The organism is Microbacterium sp. Gd 4-13 (genome assembly GCF_003095395.1).
Classification (GTDB): Bacteria; Actinomycetota; Actinomycetes; order Actinomycetales; family Microbacteriaceae; genus Microbacterium.
Genome location: NZ_QEIJ01000004.1, coordinates 201,587 through 225,397, shown reverse-complemented (window position 1 = coordinate 225,397; position 23,811 = coordinate 201,587). Strand labels below are relative to the sequence as shown.

The window sequence follows — 23,811 nt, the reverse complement described above, 5'->3', positions numbered from 1 at the left end:
CGGCGGTTTCGGCCCTACATCGCGAGTCTAGAGACGCACGAGACCACGCGGGCGAACGCGCCGCAGTCGATGGCGGCGGGATTCGACCGGAGTCTGCCACGCACGGAGACGGCCGAGCCCGCAGGCCCGGCCGTCTCTCGAGACGATCGTCGTCAGACGCCGACGCGACGTCGACGCGCGAGCATCACCCCCGAGCCCGCGATCAGGAGCAGCAGCGCCGCCCCCACCGCCCAGGGCACCCACGTGGCGTCGGCACCGGTCGTCGGCAGGTGACCTGAGAGGCCGTCGGAGGGGCCGGCAGCCGACCCGGGCGTCGTCCCCGGCGCAGTGGTCGCACCCGGGCCAGGGGTCGCACCCGGGCCCGACGTCTCACCGGGGCCGGGGGTCTCACCGGGGCCGGGCGTCTCACCCGGATCGCTGGACCCCGCGGTGACCATGATCTTCGTCGAGGCGAGGTCCGCCGAACCGAGCATGACCACGACCGAGTGCTCACCGGGCGTCGTGTCTGCCGGGATCGTCGACGACAGGGCGAAGGTGCCGTCGGCGGCCGTGGTGACCGTGCCCAACGTGGTCGGAGTCGAACGCAGCTGCACGGTGTACTCGGTCTGCCCGGCGAGTCCGGAACCGGCGACCGAGATCGCGCCTCCGGGCTTCAGAACACCCGTGACCGACACCACGGGGGTGGGGACCTCGGGGGCAGCCGTGACCTCGACCGAGACCGCCGCAGAAGCCGTCGACCAGCCGGCCGCATTCTGGGCGCGCACCGTCACCGCATACGTGCCCGGTTCGAGGCCGGCGACGTCGGTCGAGAGGATACCCCCGTCGACGGTCACGACCCTCTCACCCACCGTGATCTCGTAGCGCGTCACCGGCATGCCGCCGTCGGCCTCGGGCGCGGCCCACTCGACGTGCACCGTGTCTGCGGTCACCGCGGCTGTGACGTCGCGCGGAGCAGTCGGCGCCGAGACCTCGGTGATCGTGAAGGTCGAGACAGGGCTGCGTGTCGCGTTGCCCGCCGCGTCGACCAGGTCGGCGTACCACTCGTACTCGAATCCGGCCTCTGCCCCTTCGAGCACCATCGACACCGGCTCGTCACCGACCGTCGAGACCGTGTCGCCGATCTTGACGGGCTCTCCGGCCGACAGCGTCAGAGATTGCGTCTGGAGGGTGCGGGTCGTCGTCCCCCCGAGATCGAACTCGATCACGAAGTTCTCGGAGTCCGAACCGTGGAAGCCCGGCACGGCCGACGCGTCGATCGACGAGTGGTACGGACCATCCGACACCGCGGTCTCGAGCAGCGGTGACCAGGTGTTCGAGTAGAGCAGATTGTTCTCCGCGTCGAAGCTCATGTTGCGGAAGAACTGCTGGCCGCCGTACACACGGCTCTGGTAGTCGGTGAGCAGACCGTACGCGGTGTTGCCCCGCGCATTGGTGCGCGACGCCACGCCGGTGCCGGAGATGTGACCGCCGAGCACGAGCTTCACGTTGTCGAAGTCGTCGATCATCTGGGTGACGTTGCTGTTCGCCCAGCGGTTGGTTCCGGTGGTCACCGACTGGTGCACGGCGAGGATCACGCTGCGATCGGGGTGCGCGGCGATCACGCCGCGCGCCCAGGCGAGCCCGGCGTCATTGGCGTTGTCGATCGAGAAGAACCCGACGGTCAGCAGCAGGAGCTTCGCGCCATCGACCTCGCCCGTGTAGTAGTAGTTGTCGATGTCGTTGCTTCCGCCGAAGGTCCAGTCACTTCCCTCGAGGCTCGACTCGAATCGAGACATCGGGAAGTACTTCGGCAGCATCACGCGGTTGTTGCGCGGGGCGGAGTAATCGTGGTTGCCCCAGGAGATCAGGTAGGGAAGCCCGGCGTCTTCGAGCGCCTTCGCCGACGGTTCGGCGTTCTTCCACTGGTACTCCTGCGAGAGGTACTCACGGTTGACCCAGTCCCCCGACTGGATGACCATGTTCGTCTTGCGCTCCTCGGCCTGCGCCGCGACGTACTCGAACTGGTTGGTCATGTAGTCGGGCGTCGCCTGCGAATACAGCTGCGTGTCGGGGATGTGCGGCAGGCCCCAGTCGAAGTCGGCCGCGTCAGGAGCCGCCTCGAAGACGTGCCCCTCGCCCCACGGCAGCTCGGTGAGGCCTCGCCACACGAGAAGGCTCACCGTGCCGTCGCTCGCGACGGCACCCTGCTCGGCGCGGGCCACGACGTCGAGCTCGACGACACCGCCCTCGCGGTCGTTCCCGGAGTCGGAGAGCACCCAAGCACTCGCGGTGTTGTCCCACACCCACGCCGACACGCGACGGTCATCGCCCGTGCCGCTCCATGAGAAGTGGAACTCGCCCTCAGCGGCCTGCTCGTCCGTCAGCTGCACGGTGTACACCTGGAACGGATTCTGGTCGTCTCCCACCGTCGTCGGCAGCAGGTCGCCACCGACGACCCCGCTGCTCGGCGTGAGCGCTTCGGGCGTGCGGTCGGTGGTCGACCCCGTGCGCACGACGGTGTTGGCCGCCCCGAGCGGCACGGTCGCGTTGGCGTAGAACGAGGCGTCCACCCGCTCGCGGTCGTCGGTCTGGGGGGTCACCGTGAGGGTGACCGCCGGATCGACGCTCGTCGCCGTGGCCGAGGTGTCCGACACCTCCGGGCGGGCGGGCGCGGTCGTGTCGCTCACTGAAAGTGCCGTGGTGATCTCATCGGATGCTGCGCCCGCCGTCGCCGTGAGGGTCAGCTGCTGCTCTCCCACCGCGTTGACCGGCACCGGCACCGAGAACTGACCCGCGTCGACGGACTGTCGGAAGACCTCTGCGCCTCCGACGGTGGCCACCAGCTCGGAACGCTTGCTGACCGTGCCGGTCACGTCCACGAGTCCGGCTTCGATCTCGCCGCCGGGCTGCGGTGTCGCCACCGCGAGCACCACCCGGTCGGCGTCCTTCGTGACGACGTCACCGAGCTCGACGGCGTCGCCGAGATAGTTCGCGTAGCGGAACGCCTCGAAGTCGGGAGTGAACTCGACCCCGGCGATCTGCACCTCTGCCAGCTCGCCGACGAAGGGGCTCTTCAGAGACCCGTCGTTCGTGAAGTAGTCGCCGATCGTGGTCAGCACCTTGGCGTCGCCGTAGGTGGTGCGGTACTCGAGGAACTGCGAGTGCACCTCTTCGCCGTCGATGAAGACCGAGTAGGTCATACCGTCGTACGTCTGCGTGACCAGGTGCTTGTTGCCGTCGAACGGCATCTCGAAGCGGTGGCCGAGGTCGGCGTTGCCGAACTCCCAGCTGTTGCCGAGATAGCGGGTGCCCACACGGCGCTCGCCGGGGACGATGCCCTGCCAGAAGCTCGCCAGCCCGTCGCCGGTGGCAGACTCCTTCGCCACGAGCGGCGCGTTCCCCTTCATCTGAGCCAGTTGGGCCTCGGTGAGCGAGACGACCGAACTGATCGAGATGCGGTCGTCGTCGCCTCCGACGTCGCCCGCGTACTGCAGGCGTGATGTTCCCATCGCGGCGATGGCGTCACCGCGCGAGCCTGCCGCGGTCACGAGGTCGCCTCCGACGACGGTGCCCTGGTGGGCGCCCGTGGAGTCGGTGAGCGTCTGCCCTGCGGTGGCGGAACGCGAGAAGTGCTCGACCAGCGAGTAGTCCTCGGCCCAGACGAGGGTCGGGTCGTTCTCGACGCCTTCGGCGCCGAAGTAGGCCCAGACGGTCGCCGCCGACTCGGCGGGCACCTCGGGCATGCGCACCCAGATGACGGAGTCGCCGCCCGGGTTCCAGGTCTCGACCTCGTGCGGCAGTGCGACGCCATCGGTGCCGAAGATGGCGAGTCCCGCGGCATCCTGACCCGGCGTCGAGGTCAGCGTCACCTTGACCGGCACGTCGGCGAACGGCGTCCTGGTGTGGTTGCGCACCGTCACGCTCTGGCGCGCATCGGCGTTCGTCGCCCACGCGATCTCGCTGCCGTCGGTCACGACGGCACCGGTCAGCTGGCGCATCCGCGCCTCGATGGCCTCGAACGCCTCGAGGTTGCCGAGACCACTCTGCTGGGCAGACGACAGGGCGTCGACCGCGGTGCGGACGTCGGCCACGGCCGCAGCATCCGCCGCCGTCAGCTGCTCGACTGCCGGGAGCGCATCGATCAGCGCACTGACCGGGGTGACCTCGCGATCGATGCCGAAGCTCTCGAACAGGCGCGGCTGGCCCTTCTCCTTGATGTCGTACACGTTCACGGTCAGGCGACCCTCGGTGACGTTGACCCCGACGAAGTTCTCGGAACTCTGCTCACCCGTGCGATCGAACAACTGCAGATAGCGCTCGAGGTCGATGCCTCCGCCGACGCTCTGCGCCTGCTGGTAGTGCTTGGCTCCGGCCGTGTTCGGCAGGAAGTAGATGGTGCCGTCGGGGTTGAGCGCGTACTCGGCGCGCTTGCCGGCGACGATCTCGGTGATGACCGTCGTCTCGACCGGTCGGGCGCTCTCGACGCCGGCGGCGTCGTAGGCGAGCACCTTCGAACGGCTCATCACATGGTCGTGCCCCTGGAAGACGAGGTCGATGTCGAGTTCGTCGATGACGGGCACGAGAGTGTCGCGCATGGCGATGACATCTCCGTCGTCGAGGTGGTTGGCGGTCGTGTACGGCCCCTTGTGCATCGTGACGATGATCCACTGCGCGCCACGTTCGCGCGCCGCGGTGACGTCGCTGCGGAGCCACTCGATCTGGCTCGCCGACACGCCCTGCGCGCCGCCCTCGTTGGTGTTCAGCACGGCGAAGTGCGCCCGGTTGTAGTCGTAGGAGTAGTACGCACCCGTCGAGGTGTCCTGGCCGTTCGGTGCCTCGAGCGCGAAGTGATCGGTGAAGGCGTTCGCTGCCTGGTCGTGGTTTCCGGATGCCGGCGCGAGGGTCGTGGAGAGCAGGCTCTCGCGCGACGCGTCGAGCAGGTCGATCCAGTCCTGCTCGAGGTCGCCGTGCTCGACCACATCGCCGTTGTGGATGACGAACTCGGCCGAGGGCACGGTGGCGAGCGACTTCGCGATCGTCGCGGCCGACAGTTCGGCTTCGGTCAGGTTCTGCGACTGCGTGTCGGTGAGGTCGACGAAGGCGAAGTCGGACTCGCCGTCGCTCGTGACGAAGGAGCCTGTCGCACTCCACACCTGAGCGGCGTGATCGCCCACCTGGTAGAAGTAGCGGGTGCCGGGCTCGAGGCCGGTGGCCACCGCCTGGAAGAACGTCTCTCCGTGGCGGTTGACCTTGCGCTCGGCCTTCACCGTCATCGGGTCGGCGAGCTCACGGTCGGTGCCGAGCCTGACGGTGCCGCCGTCGCCGGAGAGCGTCGAGTACCACGAGAACCCGCGCTGGCTCTTGCTGTCGCCGGAGAAGGTCGTGGCGATGCGGTTCGGTCGCTCGGCGTCTTGCACGAAGCGGGGCACGGGGTGACCGAGCTGCGCATCGAAGGTCCAGTCTGCGCCGAAATCCCACCCGATCTTCTCGTAGGTGGCCTGCTGCGCGAGCTGCTCAGCGGTGGTGTCCGCACCGTGCGCATCGGTCGCGGTGCCGGTGACGGTCGCGCCGTTCACCGTGAAGGCACTGTTGGCCAGGTTCTCGCGAAGCGTCGGCACGCGGTAGTTGCCGCTCGTCTGGTAGTAGCCGAGCACGCGACCGGCGAACCCGGGTACACGGCCGCTGTAGTCGATCGAGCCCGAGTAGACGACGTTGCGCTCGATCGTGATCTTGTTGCCCGAGCCCGGGTAAGCGACCACGGCGCCCGCGTCGATACCGCGCGTGCCTCCGTCCCCGCCTGCAGCGGTCACGTCGAGGTCGACCGAGGCGAGGTTGTCGCGGATCACCGAGGAGTTGTGCGCGTAGGACGCGATGCCCGCGGGCAGCTTCTTCGCCGTGATGTCGCCGTCGACCCAGCTTCCGGTCACGCGGCTGTCGCCGCGGAGCTCTGCGGCGAAACCGGCCACCTTCTCGGCCCCGGGCGCCTGCAGGTCCAGGCCCAGCAGCGAGACACCGTCGAAGCGGGAGTTCTCTGCCACGACCGCCATGGCCGCGACCCAGTCACCCTCGGCCGTGCTGGCCGAGTGCGCCGTGACTCCGTCGAGCACCAGATCGCGCACTTCGCCGCCGTTCATGGCACGGATGAGACCGAGACGCGCCGACGAGGTGCTGCGGGCGTAGGTGATGTCACTGATCGTCGACCCGCGCCCGTCGAGCACGGCGGTGAAGCGATCGATGCCGACGAAGGGTGCGCGACCCGCGAAGTCGAGGTCGGCGGTGAGCGCGAAGTGCGAAGCTCCGGTGTACTTGGCGTTCCCCGCGTTCAGCTCCGCCGCGAGGAACTCGAGGTCGGCCGGTGTCGCGATCTCGTACGGGGCGTCGGCCGTTCCCGCTCCGGCCAGCGAGTAGATGTAGGTCGGCACAGGGTGGCCGAGCACAGCGTCGAAGGTCCACGTCTCGGCGAAGTCCCAGCCGAGCGCCTCGTAGGTCGACTGCTTCGCGAGATCCGCCGGGGCCGTGTCGCGGCCATGCTGGCTCTTGGTGCCGGGGCCGGCAACCGTCGCCCCCGAGATGGTGATGTCAGAGCTGGCGAGGTTGTCGAGCGCGCTCCACCCCGAGTAGCCCGTGTAGCCGATGACGCGCCCGACGAAGCCGTCGATGAGGCCGGTGTAGGCGATCGACCCGCCGAGGGCGACGTTGTTCGCGAAGGTTCCCGAGTTCGGGTTTCCGGGATACGACACGATCATCGCCGCGTCGATACCGCGTGATCCGCCGGCCGCACCGGCCTGGAGCACGGTGAGGTCGGCGTCGGCGAGGTTGCGCTCGATCCGCGAAGCGCCCTTCGAATAGGCCACTAGGCCGCCGGGCATCTTCGCCGCGACGAACGTGCCCTGCGAGAAGTTGTCCGTGATCGTGCTGCCGTCGGACTCACTGACCAGACCGGCGACCTTCTCGCCATTGGTCGCGGTGAAGTCGGCGTCGATGACCTGGGTGCCGGTGATCGTCGCTCGGGTCGCGTAGACCGCGACTCCGGCGATGTACCCCGTTCCTTGGCCGTTGTCGGCGCTCGGGCCCTCGATCGTCAGGTTGGCCACCGTGCCCTCGGTGAGGCGGCGGATGAACCCGCGGTGCCCGCCCGATGCGCTCGACGTGCCGTACACGATGTCGCTCACCGTGTGGCCGGTGCCGTCGAGAGTTCCCGAGAACTGGTCGATGCCCGGGAACTCGGGCTTTCCTGCCATGTCGATGTCGGCCGTGAGCTGCAGGTTCGAAGCGCCGTAGGTGCCCGGGTCGCCGTTCGCGGCGGCCGCGAAGGTCAGGAGGTCCTCAGCGCTGTCGATGCGGAAGGGGTCACCCGCACTTCCCGTTCCCTCGATGCCGGCGAGGGTCGCCGCCTGGGCCGGAAGAGCCGCGAGCGGCACCGCCAGCGCCGCGATCACCGCCCCCACAATGCCGATTCGTACGGATCTGGACCCCACGGGGGTGATGCTGCGCATGTGTCAACCACTTCAGTCGCGATGTCAGAGGCGTTGTCGCAACACACGCGACAACCATCACGCACTCAACGGGGCGCGTCTGACCGCGGGGGCACGCGCAGGTTTCCTGCGGGTGACAGAGAAATGGCCGTCAGAGCCGCAGCACCTCGGTGATGCGCAGCACCGCGGTGCCCGCCTCCTCGGACGCCGCGAGGTCGATCTCGCCGCGGATGCGCCAATCGTGGTCGCCGGCCGGGTCGTCGATGGTCTGCTCGACCTTCCAGACACCGGATGCTGCAGCATCCGTCTCGTCGATGCTCACGAGCGCCGACGATCTCGCCGCGCCCCCGGTGAGGATCTCGTCGTGCTCGTCGAAGTACCGGTCGAGCGCGCCGGGCCAGTCGACCTCAGGGTCGAGCGTCTCGAGTTCGTCGTCGCGCTGCAGCGCGGCCAGCTGCACGCGACGGAAGAGCTCGTTGCGCACGAGCACGCTGAACGCACGTCGGTTCGTCAGCACCGAGGGCGGAGCGGGCGGCACGACCTCTCCACTTTCCGGTCCCTGAGCCTGTCGAAGGGCGAGCTCCTGCGGGTTCGTCATCGCCTCCCACTCGTCGACGAGGCTCGAGTCCACCTGTCGCACAAGTTCGCCGAGCCAGGCGATGAGATCGAGGAGATCGGGGGTCTGCGCCTCCGACGGCACCGTCTGCCGGATCGCGCGATAGGCGTCGCTGAGGTATCGCAGCACAAGGCCCTCGCTGCGGGCGAGCTGGTACACCGAGATGAGTTCGCCGAACGACAGCGCCCGTTCGAACATGTCGCGCACCACCGATTTCGGTGAGAGCTCGAAATCGCGGATCCAGGGCTGACCGGTGGCGAACACCTCGAACGATTGCGCGAGCAGCTCTTCGAGCGGCTTCGGCCACGTCACCTGCTCGAGCGCCTCCATGCGTTCGTCGTACTCGATGCCGTCGCGTTTCATCTGGGCGACGGCCTCGCCGCGGGCGAGGAACTGCTGCTGGGAGAGCACCGGGCGCGGATCGTCGAGAGTCGCCTCGATGATGCTCACCACGTCGAGGGCGTAGTGCCCCGTGCCGACGCCGGGGCCGGAGTCGGTCCCCTCGGTCCCTGAGCCTGTCGAAGGGCCGCCACCGATCTCGGTCGCGGGGTCGAGCAGCTCGATTGCGGCGAGCGCGAACGGCGACAGGGGCTGATTGAGCGCGAAGTTGGGCTGCAGCTCGACCGTGAGACGAACACGTCCGTCGACCACCTCGACGACCCCTGCGGTGCGGAGCGTGCGGAAGATGTCGATGGCCCGACGGGCGAGCTCGTAGGTGCGTGCTCTCGGTTCGTGATTGTCGAAGACGAGCGAACGCACGTTCGCGAAGACGTCGCCGCCGCGGGCGATGACGTTGATCAGCATCGCGGCGGTGAGCTGCATCTGGGCGACGAGCGGCTCGGGCTCGGCAGCGACCAGGCGGTCGTAGCTCTGCTCGGTCCAGTTGACGAACCCTTGCGGCGCCTTCTTGCGCACGATCTTCTTCTGCTTCTTGAGGTCGTCGCCCGCCTTGATGATCTGCGCGGCGTTCTCGATCTCGTGGTCGGGCGCCATCACCACCACGGTCCCGGCCGTGTCGTACCCCGCGCGACCGGCGCGACCGGCGATCTGGTGGAACTCGCGGGCGCTCAGCTGCCGCATCTTCTGGCCGTCGTACTTCGTCAGTGCCGTGATCAGCACCGTGCGGATCGGCACGTTGATCCCGACCCCGAGCGTGTCGGTGCCGCAGATGACCCGGAGGAGCCCCCGCTGGGCGAGGGTCTCGACGAGCCGGCGGTAGCGCGGCAGCATCCCGGCGTGATGCACGCCGATCCCCGCGCGCACGAACCGCGACAGCATGCGCCCGAAGGCGGTGTTGAAGCGGAAGCCGCCGATCGCCTCGGCGATCTCGTCGCGCTGCTCGCGCGTGATGATCTTGATGCTCGACAGGGCCTGCGCCCGCTCCATCGCGGCGGCCTGCGAGAAGTGCACGATGTAGACCGGAGCCTGGCGCGTGTCGAGCAGCTCCTGCACCGTCTCATGCACGGGCGTGCGAGCGTACGAGAAGTGCAGGGGCACGGGGCGCTCGACCCCCGTGACGAGCGCGGTCGGACGGCCGGTGCGCCGAGTGAGGTCGGCGGCGAGGTCGGTGACGTCGCCGAGAGTGGCCGACATCAGCAGGAACTGCGCGCGCGGCAGGAGCAGAAGCGGCACCTGCCACGCCCACCCGCGGTCGGGGTCGCCGTAGTAGTGGAACTCGTCCATCACCACCTGGTCGACCACGGCGTCGGACCCCTGCCGCAGCGCGAGGTTCGCGAGGATCTCTGCGGTGCAGCAGATGATCGGGGCGTCGGGGTTGACCGAGGAGTCGCCCGTGACCATGCCGACGTTCTCGGCGCCGAAGATGTCGACGAGGGCGAAGAACTTCTCGCTGACCAGCGCTTTGATGGGCGCCGTGTAGTAGGTGCGACCCCCGGCGGCAAGACACGCGGCATGGGCGGCGATCGCGACGAGCGACTTGCCCGTGCCGGTCGGCGTCGACAGCACGACGTTCGCGCCCGAGACCAGCTCGATGACCGCTTCGTCCTGCGCGGGGTACAGCGAGAGGCCGCGATCGGTCGCCCACTCGACGAAGCCGGTATAGGCGGCATCCGAGTCGGCACCGCGCGGCACGCGTTCGAGCAGGGATTCAGGCACGCTCTACCCTTTCACGCGACGCGCTCGGCCGGGATCGGGGCGCCCCGTACGCGCGAAGCATGGTGAGCAGGAGCCCCGGCCGACTTCCGAGATCACTTCCCCGACGGAACCGCCCTGCGCTTCGTGCTCGAGGGCTCATCGGTCGTGGTGACGGACGGCACCCCCGAGTAGACCGCGCCGACTCGAGGGGGCCTGCCGCACACGCCCGTCAGCTCGCGCCGCGGCCCGTCTTCTGCTGCAGACGATCGATGTGCTCCGACGCCTCGGCTTTGGTGAGGTCGGCCGAGAGCTCCTCGCCGGCCTCCCGCGCGAGGGTGTCGAGGTACGACCGCTGCGGACCGGTCATCGACTCGTCGCCGGTGACCCATTCCTCGGGGTTCTTCTCGGCACTGTCGCCCGTGGGCTCCGACGATCCGAGCGTGTTCGATGTATCAGACATATGTACGACGGTAGGCGCGTGCGCGACCGCGGCCCCGGGGCTTGACAGGGCCGACCCCGCCGACGTTCCCCCGGGTGTTAGCGTGATCGTGTCGCCACGAAACCGGAAGGGGGCGCGCGTGTTCGCATCCATCGTCGCCGCCTTCCATCTGCTCGCGACCGTGCTGGGCCTCGTCGCCACCCCCGACCCCGCCGCGATCGGCGTCGCCGTCGCGGTCGCCGCGGTCGGTCTGCTCGTGCTCGCAGCCGTCGCCATCGGCCTGCCCGATTCCGGCGACGTCAGCGCCCCGCATCCGCGGCGCGCGATCGACATCTCCACGCCGCTCGCACAGAGCGATCCGGATGCTGCGGGCCACCCACGCCCGAGAGCACCGCAGTCCGCGGCTTCGGCCGCGTAGACCGCCGCGCCCGCACGTCCGTCGACGTCGTGGCGCCCCCGGCGTCCCTTTCGCGGCCGATCGACCCCGCCATCGATCGCTCTCGAAGAACGGACCTCTCCGTGGACCTTTTCGCTTTCCCTCCCCTCGCCGCCCTCCTCGACCTCGCGTACTCGGGGCTCATGACGCTCAGCACGGCGCTCGCACCGCTCACTGCCGCATCAGCCGCCCTCGCCGTCGTGCTCGTGACCCTGCTCGTGCGCGCCGCCCTCATCCCCACCGGCATCGCCCAGGCGAAGGCCGAGCAGACGCGCGCACGGCTCGCACCACGCCTGCGCGAGCTGCAGAAGAAGCACAAGAACGACCGCGAGCGCCTGCAGCGCGAGACCATGCAGCTCTACCGCGACGAGAACACCTCGCCGCTCGCCGGCTGTCTGCCCGTGCTCATCCAAGCGCCCGTCGTCGGCGTGCTGTACACCCTGTTCCTGCACACCACGATCGCCGGCCACCCGAACGCGCTCCTCGACGAGACCCTGCTCGGAGTACCGCTGGGCTCCACCCTCCTGGGCTCGCTGTCGCGCGGCGACACGGCGGGGGTTCTCGTCTGCGCGGCGATCGTCGTCGTCATCGCCGTGGTCGGCGAGATCACCCGTCGCGCGTTCCGGATGGCCCCCGTCGCCGGCGACCTCGCGATGCCCGCCGTCGCCGGGGGCCTGATCGGAGCCCTCCAGTTCGTCACAGCCGTGGTGGCCGCGTTCGTGCCGCTGGCAGCGGGGCTCTACCTCGTGGTCACCGTGACGTGGACCCTCGGGCAGCGTCTGGTGCTGCGCCGCATCTACCCGGCGCCGCGCACGTGAGCGCGCTCAGAGCACGCCGTTGCCGATCTCGGAGATCGCCCCGAGCGCCGTGACGATGATCAGACCGTTGAAGAAGAAGCTCAGCACCGAGTGCACGAGCACGCGCCACCGCATCCGTCGATCGAGCACGTCCACGTCGGAGACGGCGAGGCTCACCGCGAGGGTGTACGCGAAGTAGGCGAACTCGAGGATGCCGGGCGCCGCCGCCGAGGGGAAGCGCAGCGGCGGATCGGTCTCGCGGTAGTACAGCTGCAGGTAGAGCTGAGCGAATCCCCAGTGGAACAGCACCCACGCGAGGATCATCGCCCAGATGCCGATGACGTCGAGCGCGACGTCGACCTCGTCGTGGGGCTCCAGCAGGATGTGCTGCACGGTGGCGGTCACTCCGACGAAGCTGACGAGGATCGTCGCGACGAGCGAGAGGGCGCGGGGCACGAGGCCGAGTTCGAGCAGCATGGGAGGCTCGTCCGACTCCGCCGACAGACTCGCGGTGCGCAGCACCAGCAGGATGCCGACCGCGTACGCCGTGCCGACGCCGCACCACGTCAGCAGCAGCACCAGCGACGTGGTGCGCCCGTCGGTCAGGATGTACGCGAGACCCAGCACGACCAGCACGGCCTGCAGCACCGTGCTGACGACGAAGCCCGCGACCGCGATGCGGCGCCCTCGGCTCGGACGGTGGGCGTTCACGCGCCGATTCTACGACTCGCTCACCAGCCGAAGGCGTTGAACCACTCCCGACGTCGTGCCTCTTCGCCGCGCGACGCGAGACCGCGCCAGCTGCGGTGCCGGGGCAGCGTGCCGTCGCGCCGCAGCGCGACGAACCTCGTGCACACCGGGCACAGCGCGCGGCCGTCGGGAAAGCCGTCCGCGAGCTCGGGCGCCGCGGCCGCGGCGAGACCTTCGCCCGGGCACGTCGGCGGGTCGGCCTCGAGCTCGGTCCACAGGAGCCCGGTGCCGCGCCGGTGATGCAGGCCGCGGTGCCCGCGCTCGCGCGTGCAGATCTCGCCGGCGCGTCGGCTGAGACAGAGGCCACGCGGCGACCCCGCCGGTGCGGACACGGGAACCTACCGGGCGCGCAGGGCGTCGAGGAGGCGCAGGGTCTCGGTCGTGCGGTCTTGATCGGCGGTGGCGGATGCTTCGGTGGCCACCAGCTCGACGAACCGCGCCACCTCGCCGTCGAGCGCATGCTGCTCACCCTCGACCGTCACGGTGCGGGTGCCGTCGGCACCGCTGATCGTGAGGCGGCGAGGGCTGGCGATGTGATCGATCTCGACCGATGCGTGCTCGCCCTGGATCTCGCTCGGAAGCGACGAGCGAGTGATCTTCGAGTACGACACGTCGACGACCAGGCCGGGATAGGCCGCGATCACCGCCCCGGCCCCCTCGACTCCCGTAGAGATCGTGACCGCCTCGCCCGCGACCCGATCCGGCGCACCGAACAGGGTCACCATCGTGTGCAGCCCGTAGACGCCGAGGTCGAGAAGAGCGCCCCCACCCATGGCGGGATCGAAGATGTTCACGTGCTCGCCGGCACGCACCTTGGCGTAACGCGACGACAGACCCTCGAAGCGCAGCGACGCCCGACGGAGGGTCCCGAGTTCGGGGAGCATCTCGACCAGAGCGACGAAGCCCGGGTCGTAGTCGGTGCGGAAGGCCTCGAGGAGCACGACTCCGGCAGCATCCGCCTCGGCGACGAGCTCTCCCCATTCGTCGGCGCTGAGGACCGCCGGCTTCTCCACGAGCACGTGACGCCCGGCCCGCAGTGCCGCCCGCACCTGCTCGGCGTGCACGCTGTTCGGACTCGCGATGTAGACCGCGTCGACGTCGGGCGACGCGAGCATCTCGTCGAGGTCGGAGTATGCCGCCGCCGCACCCCAACCGTCCGCGATGTCGCGGGCCTTCGCGAGGTCACGCGAGAACACCGCCTCGATGCGGATGCCGGGCGTGCGGGCCACGGCCTCGGCGAACAGGGTCGTGATCGCGCCGGAGCCGATCGTCGCTATCCGGATCATGCGGTCTCCTCGTGGGCAACCGGCCCGAGCCGGTTCACGTGTCGGTGTCGAGCATCTGCCGCAGGATGCGGGCGAGGTGGGCCTGATCGGCCAGGCTCACCTCGCGCAGCTCGATCGCTTCGCGACGCACGAGCTCGCCCATCGCCGCGTCGACGCGCGCGGCACCCTCGTCGGTCAACTGGACGATCACGCTGCGACGGTCGATGTCGTTGGGGCGGCGCTGGATGAGACCGCGACCGGACAGCTTATCGAGGCGGTTCGACATGGCGGCGGAGCCGATCATCGTCGCCCCGATCAGCTGCGCGGGGCTCAGTTCGTGCGGCGGCTCGGTGCGGCGGAGGGCCGCCAGCACGTCGAACTCCCAGCTCGCCAGCCCGGCGCCGTTGAAGGCGCTCGCCCGCAGTCGCGTGAGCCGGTGCGAGACGCGCCGGAGTCTCGACATGACATCGAGGGGGGTGAGGTCGACGTCGGGGAGCCGACGCGACCAGGCGTCGATGAGGAGATCCACCTCGTCGTCGCGGTCCGCGGAAGCCATACGTCGACCGTAATGCCTCTCACCGCCCAAAGACGGCCGTCCGCGCGGGGGTTGCGCAGACCCGACTAACGCGCCCCGCCGACGCCGTCAACCCGGGGGCGCCGGCCCGTGGCGGACGGCACCGTGGGAGGACACGACAGACAGGACACTCCATGAGCATCCCCTTCGACGAATCCGACTCGCTCGACGCGACGACGGGCGACGACGCGGCCCTCGCCGCCACGCAGGACGACACGACTCTCGATGACCCGACGATGAACGGCGAGGCCGTGCTCGCCGCGGCCTTCGACGGTGAGGAGGTCGACGACGAGTCGGCGCCCGAGCGCCGCGAGGACGTCCCCGTATCCGACCTCCATCTCACCGACGCCGATCAGCCCGTCACGCAGGGCGACTCGCCCGTGGAGGCCGCTCTCGGCGAGGACGGGCAGGGAGATCTGGCCGCGGAGGACGAGGTCGGAGCGGGTCTCGACGACGACGGACCCGACGACCTGCGCACGTCGGTCTGATGCCCTCGGTGATACCTCCCGGGGGTATCATCGAGGCGTGCACGGATACGAAGCCAACAAAGACGACCTGCTGAAGCGTCTGCGCCGGGCGGAGGGCCAGGTGCGCGGAATCGCGCGTATGGTCGAAGACGATAAGTACTGCATCGACATCCTCACCCAGGTCTCGGCGGCCACGAAGGCGCTCGAAACCGTGGCGCTGTCCCTGCTGAGCGATCACCTCGGTCACTGCGTGGCCGAGGCGACGGCTCAGGGTGGTCCGGTCGCACAGGAGAAGATCCGCGAAGCAAACGAGGCGATCGCTCGTCTCGTCCGTTCTTGACACGCTCGTCCCGTTCCGACAGGAGATTCCCGTGACGATCCAGCCGAATTCCCTCACCTCGATCGGCGATGCGGTCACCGTCGCACCGTCCGGCTCGTGCTGCGGCGGTGGCGGGTGCGGCGTCGCTTCGGCCCCCGCGACGGACGCCGCGGCCAGCGAGGGGCGCGAGCTGCTCGTCGACGGGATGACGTGCGATCACTGCGTACGCGCGGTCACGGAAGAACTGCGCGCGCTCGACGGTGTCGACGGCGTCGACATCGACCTGGTCGCGGGCGGAACCTCTCGCGTGCGCATGCGAACCTCGGCACCCGTTACGAACGATGCCGTGCGCGCAGCGATCGACGAAGCCGGCTACCGGCTCGTCTGACGTCTCCCGCGACGTGGGCCGTCAGCGCCAGCGCTGGACGGCCGTGACGGCCGCGTGGAACGTGAGCTCCTGGCTCACCTCGACCGCGCGGTCGTAGCGAGGCCCGGCGAGGGCGACGAACACGGGCCCTGCCACTTCGATGAACCCGACGACGACGCCGTCGCGGGCGATCTCGTACAGCTCGAGATCGATGCGGTTCCACGGAACCTCAGACGGGGCGTACGCCTCTTCCTGGTCGATATGCCGCGCTTCCATGACCATGGCAGCTCCTTCCGTCCGCTCGCTCCACTGTGCCGCGCGAGGTCGGGTGGGCGATCGGGCTTGACGAAATCGACTCTCTGCCCTACCCGTCCACAGAAGCTACGAGACGGTCCGCGGGCGTCCTCGTCGGGGCCGCTCCGCCGACAGCGGGAAGGTGCGCCCGACCGGATTCTGTGTCACCGCCGCGGCCGCGGCATCCAGCCACTCGATCTCGGCACGCGCGTGAGCGCCCTCCGCGGCCCGCAGGATCACGGACGAGACACCCCCGCTCTCGGGGGCACCCCCGTCATCCGGAGACGACTCGGCCTCGGCGAGGCGCAGCACCGCCGCCGCGCGCTGAGCCGCGATCGCCTTCTCGGCGTCGACGCCGGGCAACGTCGCGACGAGGGCGATCTTGCGTGCGAGCTCGCCGCGCGCGGCCGGCTCGTCGGGCTCCGCCACCCACCGCGCCGCGAGCGCTCGCCCGGCATCGGTGATGCCCCAGTAGACGTGTCCGCGCTCATCGGCGCCGCGGTTGCCGACGAAGCCGTCGCGCTCGAGACGCTCGAGGGTCGTGTAGATCTGACCGACGTTGACCGCAGCCCCGGTGCGTCGCGAGTACTCGGCTCTCAGCTGGTAGCCATAGCACGGCCCCTGGTCGAGGATCGCGAGCAGCGCGTGGCGCACCGACATGCGGCCTCCGAACGGGATATCGGGTATGTACGTACCGAGTATACGAAAGCCGACTCAGCCGCCGATGGCATTCATCCCGCGCGGCGGCTGCAGGAACGACGGATCGTTGATCGCGTGACCGGGGAGCTTGCCGCGCACGCTGGCGCGCAGGACGGCGTCGATGGCCGCTCCACGGTCGGGCGCTCCCCCGCGCAACACGGGAACGAGGTCGTACTCGGCGATGGAGAACAGACAGTTGCGCACCTGGCCGTCGGCGGTGAGCCGCAGGCGATCGCAGTCACCGCAGAAGGGCGCGGTCACCGACGCGATCACACCGACCTCGTGAGGACCGCCGCCGTTCTCGACCCCGCCGAGCACCCATTTCTCGGCGGGCGCTCCGCCGCGCCCCGGAACCGGCGTGAGGTCCCAGCGGGACGAGAGGGTCGCGACGATCTCTTCGCGCGTGACCATCTGCTCGCGGTCCCACGTGTGCCCCGCGTCGAGCGGCATCTGCTCGATGAACCGCATCTGCGCACCGGAGTCCACCGCGAACTGCACGAGATCGATGATCTCGTCGTCGTTGACCCCGCGCATCGCCACCGCGTTGAGCTTGAGGGGGCGAAGCGGAGATGCCGCGGCCGCCGCGATCCCCTCGAGAACCTCCGGCAGACGGTCGCGTCGTGTGAGTGAGGCGAACTTCTCGCGCTGAATGGTGTCGATACTGATGTTCAGTCGCGCGAGCCCGGCATCGACCAGGTCGTCGAGCACTTCGGGGAGGCGGATGCCGTTCGTGGTCATGGCGATCTCGACGGGCCCTCCCGGACCTTCGATCACGGCGAGGCGTCGCACGATGTCGACGATGTCGCGGCGCAGCAGCGGCTCGCCGCCGGTAAGGCGGAAGGTATGCACGCCGGCGGCCGCAGCTACCTCCGCGATCTCGACGATCTCGTCGAGGGTGAGGATGCTGTTACGGGCCAGCCATTCGTTGCCCTGCTCGGGCATGCAGTACGTGCAGCGCAGCGAGCAGCGGTCGGTGAGCGAGATCCGCAGGTCGCGGTGAACGCGCCCGTGCGTGTCGATGAGGGGCCCGGATGCCGCATCCGCCGCCTCGACGTCGGAGCGCCGCCGCAGCGCCACCGGTACGGCGGTCACGAGCGCGGCTCCTGCGGGGTCATCTTCCGAGGCTACCCGCGGAATCGACACGGGGCTCCGTGCGGACGCTGGGACCAAAGTCCCCCAGTACCCGGTCGACTGACCGCCACGATCGACGCGGAGGGGTGATCGCTCGACAGCGAGAGACCTCCGCAATCCCCGGAATCACGCGCGATATCCTGTGGTCAGACCACATATGAGTGCTCACTAGGAGGCAACCGTGGAGTGGCTCGACCCTCTGCTTCTCGCTCGCTGGCAGTTCGGCCTGACGACGCTTTACCACTACCTCTTCGTGCCCCTCACGCTGGGCATGGGCCTCGTGGTCGCGATCTTCCAGACGGTCTGGTACCGCACCGGATCGGTGAAGTGGCTTCACCTGACGCGGTTCTTCGGCAAGATCTTCCTCATCAACTTCGCCATGGGCGTGGTGACCGGCATCGTGCAGGAGTTCCAGTTCGGCATGAACTGGTCGGCGTACTCGCGCTTCGTCGGCGACGTCTTCGGCGCCCCCCTCGCCTTCGAGGGACTGCTGGCCTTCTTCCTCGAGGCGACCTTCATCGGGTTGTGGATCTTCGGGTGGGACAAGCTTCCGCGCCTCGCGCACCTCGCGAGCATCTGGATGGCGGTGCTCGGCGCGACCCTGTCGGCCTACTTCATCCTCGCCGCGAACGCCTTCATGCAGAACCCGGTCGGCTACGAGATGGCCGCAGACGGGTCGCGCGCCGAACTCGTGGACTTCTGGGCGATGCTGACGAACCCCGTCGCCCTGGCCGCCTTCCCCCACACCATCACCTCGGCGTGGATGTTCGCCGGTGCGATCGTCATCGCGGTCTCCGCCTGGCATCTCGCCCGCGGTCGCAACGCGGAGATGATGCGACCCTCGCTGCGATTCGGCATGTGGTTCCTGGTGATCTCGTTCGCCGGGGTCGCCCTCTCGGGCGACCAGCTGAGCCTCGTCATGGTGCAGACCCAGCCGATGAAGATGGCCGCCGCCGAGGCGATGTACAACACCGCCTGCGGGGCCGACGCGTCGTTCTCGATCTTCTCTCTCGGCACCCCCGACGGTTCGGCGGAGGTGTGGTCGCTGCGCGTGCCGTGGCTGCTGTCGCTCCTGTCGACGCACTCGTTCGACGGTTGCGTCGAGGGCATCAACGACCTGCAGGCGCAGTACAACGCCCAGTTCGGCCCCGGCGACTACACGCCCGTCATCTGGGTGACCTACTGGGCCTTCCGCTGGATGATGGGCCTGGGCGGCGCGGCCGCTCTCCTCTCCGTCGCCGGCCTGTGGCTGACGCGGACGACGTCGCGCTTCACGATGAAGCCCTGGATGTGGCGCGTGCTGGTCTGGAGTGCTCCGCTTCCGCTGGTCGGCAGTCTCGTCGGATGGATCTTCACCGAGATGGGCCGCCAGCCCTGGATCGTGTTCGGCCTCATGCTGACCGAGGACGGCGTCTCGCCGAGCGTTCCGGGATGGAACGTGCTCCTCTCGCTGGTGGCCTTCACGAGCATCTACGCCGTGCTCGCCGTGATCGAGGTCGGGCTCATCGTCAAGTACGCCCAGAAGGGGCCCGACCCCCTTCCCGACCCGAACGCCCCCCGTGAACCCGACTCCGTCGAGAACACCCCGACGACGGTCTACTAGGAGCTGACATGGACCTCGCATTCCTCTGGTTCTGGATCATCGGATTCTTCTTCATCGGGTACTTCGTGCTCGACGGCTTCGACTTCGGTGTGGGCATGTCGCTGCCGTTCCTGGCGAAGGACGACGTCGGCCGCCGACAGATCATCAACACCATCGGCCCGGTATGGGACCTCAACGAGACCTGGCTGATCGTCGCCGGAGCGTGCTTGTTCGCCGCGTTCCCGGAATGGTACGCGACGCTGTTCAGCGGGTTCTACCTCCCGCTGCTGCTGATCCTGCTGGCCCTCATCGCCCGCGGCGTCTCGTTCGAGTACCGCCACCAGCGCGACGGGCTGCGGTGGAAGAGCAGCTTCGACACGATGATCGTCGTGGGCTCGGCCGTGCCGGCGTTCCTCTGGGGCGTCGCCTTCGCGAACATCGTGCAGGGCGTGCCGATCGACGCCGATATGGAGTTCACGGGATCGCTGCTGACGCTGCTCAACCCCTACGGCCTCCTGGGCGGTGCGACCACCCTGCTGCTGTTCTTCGTGCACGGCGTGACGTTCGTGGCGCTCAAGACCGACGGACCGGTGCACGAGAAGGCACGCCGCCTGGCGACACGGGCCGGGGTGCTCACCGTCGCGGTGGCCGCCGTCTTCGTGCTCTGGACCGTGACCGCGCACTTCTCGCTGCCGGTGCTCGCCCTCGGCGCGGTCGCCGCGATCTGCCTCATCTCGTCGGTGCTCGCGAACGCGCGCGACCGAGAGGGGCGCGCGTTCGCCTTCGGCGCGGTGACGATCGTCGCCGCCGTGGCGATGCTCTTCTTCGCGCTGTTCCCGAACGTGATGCCCTCGTCGACCGATCCCGCGTTCAACCTCACGATCGAGAACGCCTCGAGCACCGACTACACGCTCACGATCATGAGCTGGGCCGCGCTCATCTTCGTACCGCTGGTTCTCGCCTATCAGGCCTGGACCTACTGGATCTTCCGCAAGCGGGTGACGCGGGAGCGGATCGAGACGGCCGCAGCATCCGTCCACTGACCCGCGACCCCGGTCGCGCGGATGGAAGGATGGACCGGGTGAGCGAGAAGCGGGCGGACCGGGTGCGCGGCCCGGTCGACCCTCGACTCGTGCGGTACGCGACGGCGTCGCGGTCGTTCCTCGGCGTGACGGCGGCGATCGTGCTCGCCCAGACCGGTGTGATCGTCGGTTTCGCGTGGACGCTGACCTCGGCCCTCGTCGGAGCCATCGCCGGTCGTCCTGTCGACGAGCTCTGGCCGCTGGTGGGTGCAGCCGCCGCGTTCGTCGTGGTGCGCTCCCTGCTGATCGTCGCGTCCGAGCGGGTGTCGGCGATGGGCGCGGCCCGCGCCTCGCTGCAGCTGCGCGACGCGCTCGTCACGGCCGTCGGCAGGCTGGGGCCCCGATGGCTCGGCACGCGCAACGCCGCCTCGCTCGCCGTCGTGGCCGGCCACGGGCTCGAATCGCTCGACGCCTACTTCGGCCGCTACCTGCCGCAGCTGGTCGCGACCGCCCTCACGATGCCGATCGTCATCGGCGCGATCCTGCTCGCCGACCCCCTGTCGGCCCTCATCGTCGTGCTGACGATTCCGCTCATCCCCCTCTTCATGGTGCTGATCGGACTCGCCACCCGCGCCGTTCAGCGGCGCCAGTTCGACACGCTCCAGCGCCTCGCCGCCCGCTTCGCCGACACCGTCAACGGGCTCGGCACCCTCAAGGCCTTCGGACGCCAGCACCGGGCCGCCGACACCATCGAGACCGTCACGCGTCGCTACAAGCGCGAGACGATGTCGGTGCTGCGCGTCTCGTTCGTCTCGGGGTTCGCCCTCGAGTTCCTCGCCTCGATCTCGGTTGCGATCGTCGCGGTGACCATCGGCTTCCGCCTGCTCGCCGGCGAGATGGACCTGCTCGTCGGGCTCTTCGTGCTGCTTCTCGCCCCCGAGGCGTATCTGCCGCTGCGCCAGGTCGGCGTGCAGTTCCACGCCGCCGCCGAGGGCGTCGCCGCGACCGACGAGATCTTCGACGTGCTCGACAGCGCCCAGCAAGAGGGCCCTCGGGAAGACGACGCCCGCCCCGGTGCCGGCGGGCGGAGCATCGCGGTGCGCGGGCTGCGGGTCAGCCGAGGAGAACGGATGCTGCCGCCGGTTGATCTCGACGCCCGCCCCGGCCGCATCGTGCTGCTCGACGGACCGAGCGGGGCGGGCAAGTCGAGTCTCGTCGCCGCCCTCCTGGGGTTCGCCGAGTACGAGGGGACCATCGACATCGACGGGGTCGCGGCATCCGATGCACGGTCGGCGATCGCGTGGGCGGGGCAGCGCCCCGGTCTCGTCGCGGGCTCCGTGGCGCACAACGTCGCGCTCGGCGACCCGGCGCCCGACGCGGCGGTCGTGCGCCGCAGCCTCGCCGACGCCCAGGCGCACGACATCGACCCCGCACTCGCACTGGGTTCTCAGGGCGCGGGTCTGTCGGGCGGCCAGGCGCAGCGCATCGCCGTCGCCCGCGCCCTCTACCGGCTGCGTCGCACCGAGGGCGTCGGCGTCCTCGTGCTCGACGAGCCCTCGAGCGCCCTCGACTCCGACACCGAAGCCGCCCTGTGGGCGAGGCTGCGTTCCCTCGCCGACGACGGCACGGCCGTGGTGCTGGTCTCGCACCGCACCTCCGCGCGCCGCATCGCCGACGACGTGGTCACCCTCGCCGCTCCCCTTCCCGCAGCATCCGCCTCTCACCTGCCGCGACCCGGGTCATCCACGGCCGCGGAAGGCCCCGAAAGCGGCAACTCAGCGACGGAGGTGCGCTCATGAACGGGCGTGTGAGAGCGGTGCTGCGGGCGGCGCAGCCGTCGGCCCGCCGTTTCGCCCCGGGTGTGCTCGCCGGTGTCGGCACCGCCGTCAGCGCCATCGCTCTGCTCGCGGCGAGCGCGTGGCTGATCGCCCGCGCCGCCGAGCAGCCCGCGCTCCTCTACCTCTCTGCCGCCGTCGTCGCGGTGCGCGCGTTCGCCGTGGGGCGCGGTGTCTTCCGCTACCTCGAACGGCTCGCGGGCCACGACGCTGCTCTCGACCAGCTCGCCACCGTGCGGGCGGGGCTCGTGCGCGAGATCGTGCCGCTCGCCCCCGACGGTCTCGGCCGCGCGCGCCGCGGTGCGCTGCTGTCGAACCTCGTCGACGACGTCGACGAGTTGCAGAACCTCCCGCTGCGTGTGGTGCAGCCGCTCGCCGTCGCCGGACTCGCGGCCCTCGGGAGCGTCGTCTTCCTCGCCTTCATCTCGTGGAGCGCAGCCCTCGTTGTCGCGCTGAGCCTCGCCACGGCGTTCGCTCTCGCCGTGTGGGTCGGATGGGCCGCCGGCGGACGCGCCGAACGCGCGATCTCGCCGTTGCGGTCGGAGGTCTCCGACGCCCTGCTCGACCTGCTGACCTCGATCGACGTGCTCACCGCTTTCGGAGCGGTGGATGCGGCGCACGACCGCGTGCGGCGGGCCGACGAGCGCCTGCGTCGCGCCGTGGTGCGCCGAGGTGTCGCGCAGGGCCTCACCGCCGGCGCGGTGTCGCTGCTGGCCGGCACCGCCTCCCTTCTCGCGCTCGCGGTCGCGGCCCCCGGCGTGGTCGACGGCACGCTCACCGGCCCGGCGCTGGCGATCGTCGTACTGCTGCCGATGGCCGTGTTCGAGGTGTTCGGCCCCGTGCCCCTCGCCCTCGCGTCGTGGCGCCAGGTGCGCGCGGCGGCCACCCGGATCGCCGAGACGGTGCCCGGCGAGGTCCCCGCAGGACTCCCCCGAGACGAACCCGACGCCACCGGCCGGGCTGCGCCTCTCGTCGGCCCCGGCGGGAGCGGGATCGACCTGCGCGGCCTCGGTGCCTCGTGGCCGCGTCGCGGAGCCGGAGTCGACGACCCCGGGCGCCTCGACGACGTGACGCTGCGGGTCGGGGCGGGCGAGCGCGTGCTGGTGACGGGGCCGAGCGGGGCAGGCAAGACCACCCTCGCGCACGTGCTGGTGCGCTTCCTCGACTACACGGGCTCGTACCGGATCGGGGGCATCGAGGCGCGCGACCTCTCAGGCGACGACCTGCGCCTGACCGTCGGGCTCGTCGAGCAGCAGCCGTTCCTCTTCGACGAGTCGCTGCGGCAGAACCTGCTCTTCGCCCGCGACACCGCGACCGACGACGAGCTCGAGGGCGTCCTCGAGCGCGTCGGCCTCGCCGACTGGGCGACCGGCCGCGGGGGGCTCGACGTCGCGGTCGGCGAGCGCGGCTCCCTCGTCTCCGGCGGGCAGGCGCAGCGCATCGCGCTCGCGCGGGCCCTTCTCCACGACTTCCCCGTGCTGGTGCTCGACGAGCCGACCGCGGGGGTCGACCCCGCAGCATCCGACGCCCTGCTCGCCGACCTGCTCACCGCGGTGCCCGGCGACCGTGCGGTCGTGCTCATCTCGCACGTCGACGTGCCCGCCGCGCTCGTGGACCGCACCCTTCGCATCGAGAACGGGCGCATCTCCCCGCACCCCGCGTAGCCTGAT

General features: G+C 69.8%; 19 protein-coding genes. 9 read left to right on the top strand and 10 right to left on the bottom strand.

Annotated elements, in window-relative coordinates; translation table 11 throughout:
* Nucleotides 1-152 precede the first annotated feature (152 nt).
* The 3 genes from DEA06_RS10015 to DEA06_RS10005 form a co-directional block, all read right to left on the bottom strand.
* A complete protein-coding gene (locus DEA06_RS10015) occupies nucleotides 153-7,457 on the bottom strand; it encodes a DUF2341 domain-containing protein (RefSeq protein WP_165817964.1) in 7,305 nt (2,434 codons plus the stop codon).
* Between the two features lie 148 nt (nucleotides 7,458-7,605).
* Nucleotides 7,606-10,185, bottom strand: a complete 2,580-nt coding sequence (locus tag DEA06_RS10010; RefSeq protein ID WP_116647844.1) for a DEAD/DEAH box helicase — start codon at nucleotides 10,183-10,185, stop codon at nucleotides 7,606-7,608.
* A gap of 208 nt (nucleotides 10,186-10,393) precedes the next feature.
* Nucleotides 10,394-10,624 carry a DUF3072 domain-containing protein gene (locus DEA06_RS10005; RefSeq protein WP_116647843.1) on the bottom strand — a complete coding sequence of 77 codons (231 nt, stop codon included), beginning with the start codon at nucleotides 10,622-10,624 and terminating at the stop codon, nucleotides 10,394-10,396.
* A gap of 118 nt (nucleotides 10,625-10,742) precedes the next feature.
* Here DEA06_RS10005 and DEA06_RS10000 point away from each other — a divergent pair, with 118 nt between their 5' ends.
* Nucleotides 10,743-11,021, top strand: coding sequence for a DUF6412 domain-containing protein (locus DEA06_RS10000; RefSeq protein WP_116647842.1), 279 nt, complete (start codon nucleotides 10,743-10,745; stop codon nucleotides 11,019-11,021).
* Between the two features lie 101 nt (nucleotides 11,022-11,122).
* A complete protein-coding gene (yidC, locus tag DEA06_RS09995) occupies nucleotides 11,123-11,857 on the top strand; it encodes a membrane protein insertase YidC (protein ID WP_116647841.1) in 735 nt (244 codons plus the stop codon).
* Nucleotides 11,858-11,863: 6 nt separating this feature from the next.
* Here yidC and DEA06_RS09990 read toward each other — a convergent pair whose 3' ends face one another.
* From DEA06_RS09990 to DEA06_RS09975, 4 genes are read right to left on the bottom strand one after another with little or no spacing between them, the layout of a single operon-like run.
* Entirely contained in the window at nucleotides 11,864-12,547 is a 684-nt protein-coding gene (locus DEA06_RS09990; protein ID WP_116647840.1) for a DUF1345 domain-containing protein, read from the bottom strand.
* Nucleotides 12,548-12,567: 20 nt separating this feature from the next.
* Nucleotides 12,568-12,918: a hypothetical protein gene (locus tag DEA06_RS09985; RefSeq protein ID WP_240606896.1), complete on the bottom strand. Its 351-nt coding sequence runs from the start codon at nucleotides 12,916-12,918 to the stop codon at nucleotides 12,568-12,570.
* 6 nt (nucleotides 12,919-12,924) lie between these two features.
* Nucleotides 12,925-13,872, bottom strand: coding sequence for a Gfo/Idh/MocA family oxidoreductase (locus DEA06_RS09980; RefSeq protein ID WP_116647839.1), 948 nt, complete (start codon nucleotides 13,870-13,872; stop codon nucleotides 12,925-12,927).
* A gap of 34 nt (nucleotides 13,873-13,906) precedes the next feature.
* Nucleotides 13,907-14,407, bottom strand: a complete 501-nt coding sequence (locus tag DEA06_RS09975; protein ID WP_116647838.1) for a MarR family transcriptional regulator — start codon at nucleotides 14,405-14,407, stop codon at nucleotides 13,907-13,909.
* A 152-nt stretch (nucleotides 14,408-14,559) separates the two neighbouring features.
* On the opposite strand from DEA06_RS09975, the gene DEA06_RS09970 reads away from it, so the two are divergent.
* From DEA06_RS09970 to DEA06_RS16825, 3 genes are read left to right on the top strand one after another with little or no spacing between them, the layout of a single operon-like run.
* Nucleotides 14,560-14,913: a hypothetical protein gene (locus tag DEA06_RS09970; protein ID WP_116647837.1), complete on the top strand. Its 354-nt coding sequence runs from the start codon at nucleotides 14,560-14,562 to the stop codon at nucleotides 14,911-14,913.
* Nucleotides 14,914-14,950: 37 nt separating this feature from the next.
* Nucleotides 14,951-15,232 (top strand): metal-sensitive transcriptional regulator, encoded by a 282-nt coding sequence (locus tag DEA06_RS09965; RefSeq protein WP_116647836.1) that lies wholly within the window; start codon nucleotides 14,951-14,953, stop codon nucleotides 15,230-15,232.
* A gap of 31 nt (nucleotides 15,233-15,263) precedes the next feature.
* Nucleotides 15,264-15,599: a heavy metal-associated domain-containing protein gene (locus tag DEA06_RS16825; RefSeq protein WP_240606895.1), complete on the top strand. Its 336-nt coding sequence runs from the start codon at nucleotides 15,264-15,266 to the stop codon at nucleotides 15,597-15,599.
* Between the two features lie 21 nt (nucleotides 15,600-15,620).
* On the opposite strand, the gene DEA06_RS09955 is transcribed toward DEA06_RS16825, so the two are convergent.
* The 3 genes from DEA06_RS09955 to moaA all read right to left on the bottom strand — a co-directional run bounded on the left by DEA06_RS09955 (nucleotide 15,621) and on the right by moaA (nucleotide 17,648).
* The gene (locus DEA06_RS09955; RefSeq protein WP_165817963.1) at nucleotides 15,621-15,860 is read right to left on the bottom strand and encodes a hypothetical protein; all 240 of its coding nucleotides are present in this window, start codon (nucleotides 15,858-15,860) and stop codon (nucleotides 15,621-15,623) included.
* A gap of 99 nt (nucleotides 15,861-15,959) precedes the next feature.
* Nucleotides 15,960-16,532 (bottom strand): PadR family transcriptional regulator, encoded by a 573-nt coding sequence (locus tag DEA06_RS09950; protein WP_116647834.1) that lies wholly within the window; start codon nucleotides 16,530-16,532, stop codon nucleotides 15,960-15,962.
* Between the two features lie 54 nt (nucleotides 16,533-16,586).
* Entirely contained in the window at nucleotides 16,587-17,648 is a 1,062-nt protein-coding gene (moaA, locus tag DEA06_RS09945; RefSeq protein WP_240606909.1) for a GTP 3',8-cyclase MoaA, read from the bottom strand.
* Nucleotides 17,649-17,883: 235 nt separating this feature from the next.
* On the opposite strand from moaA, the gene DEA06_RS09940 reads away from it, so the two are divergent.
* From DEA06_RS09940 to cydC, 4 genes are read left to right on the top strand one after another with little or no spacing between them, the layout of a single operon-like run.
* A complete protein-coding gene (locus DEA06_RS09940; protein ID WP_116647832.1) occupies nucleotides 17,884-19,305 on the top strand; it encodes a cytochrome ubiquinol oxidase subunit I in 1,422 nt (473 codons plus the stop codon).
* Nucleotides 19,306-19,313: 8 nt separating this feature from the next.
* Complete coding sequence (cydB, locus tag DEA06_RS09935; protein ID WP_116647831.1) at nucleotides 19,314-20,327, top strand: cytochrome d ubiquinol oxidase subunit II; 1,014 nt, start codon at nucleotides 19,314-19,316, stop codon at nucleotides 20,325-20,327.
* A 29-nt stretch (nucleotides 20,328-20,356) separates the two neighbouring features.
* Complete coding sequence (gene cydD, locus DEA06_RS09930) at nucleotides 20,357-22,105, top strand: thiol reductant ABC exporter subunit CydD (RefSeq protein ID WP_116647830.1); 1,749 nt, start codon at nucleotides 20,357-20,359, stop codon at nucleotides 22,103-22,105.
* Nucleotides 22,102-23,805, top strand: a complete 1,704-nt coding sequence (cydC, locus tag DEA06_RS09925) for a thiol reductant ABC exporter subunit CydC (RefSeq protein WP_116647829.1) — start codon at nucleotides 22,102-22,104, stop codon at nucleotides 23,803-23,805. The genes cydD and cydC overlap by 4 nt, the downstream gene beginning before the upstream one ends.
* Nucleotides 23,806-23,811: the final 6 nt, after the last annotated feature.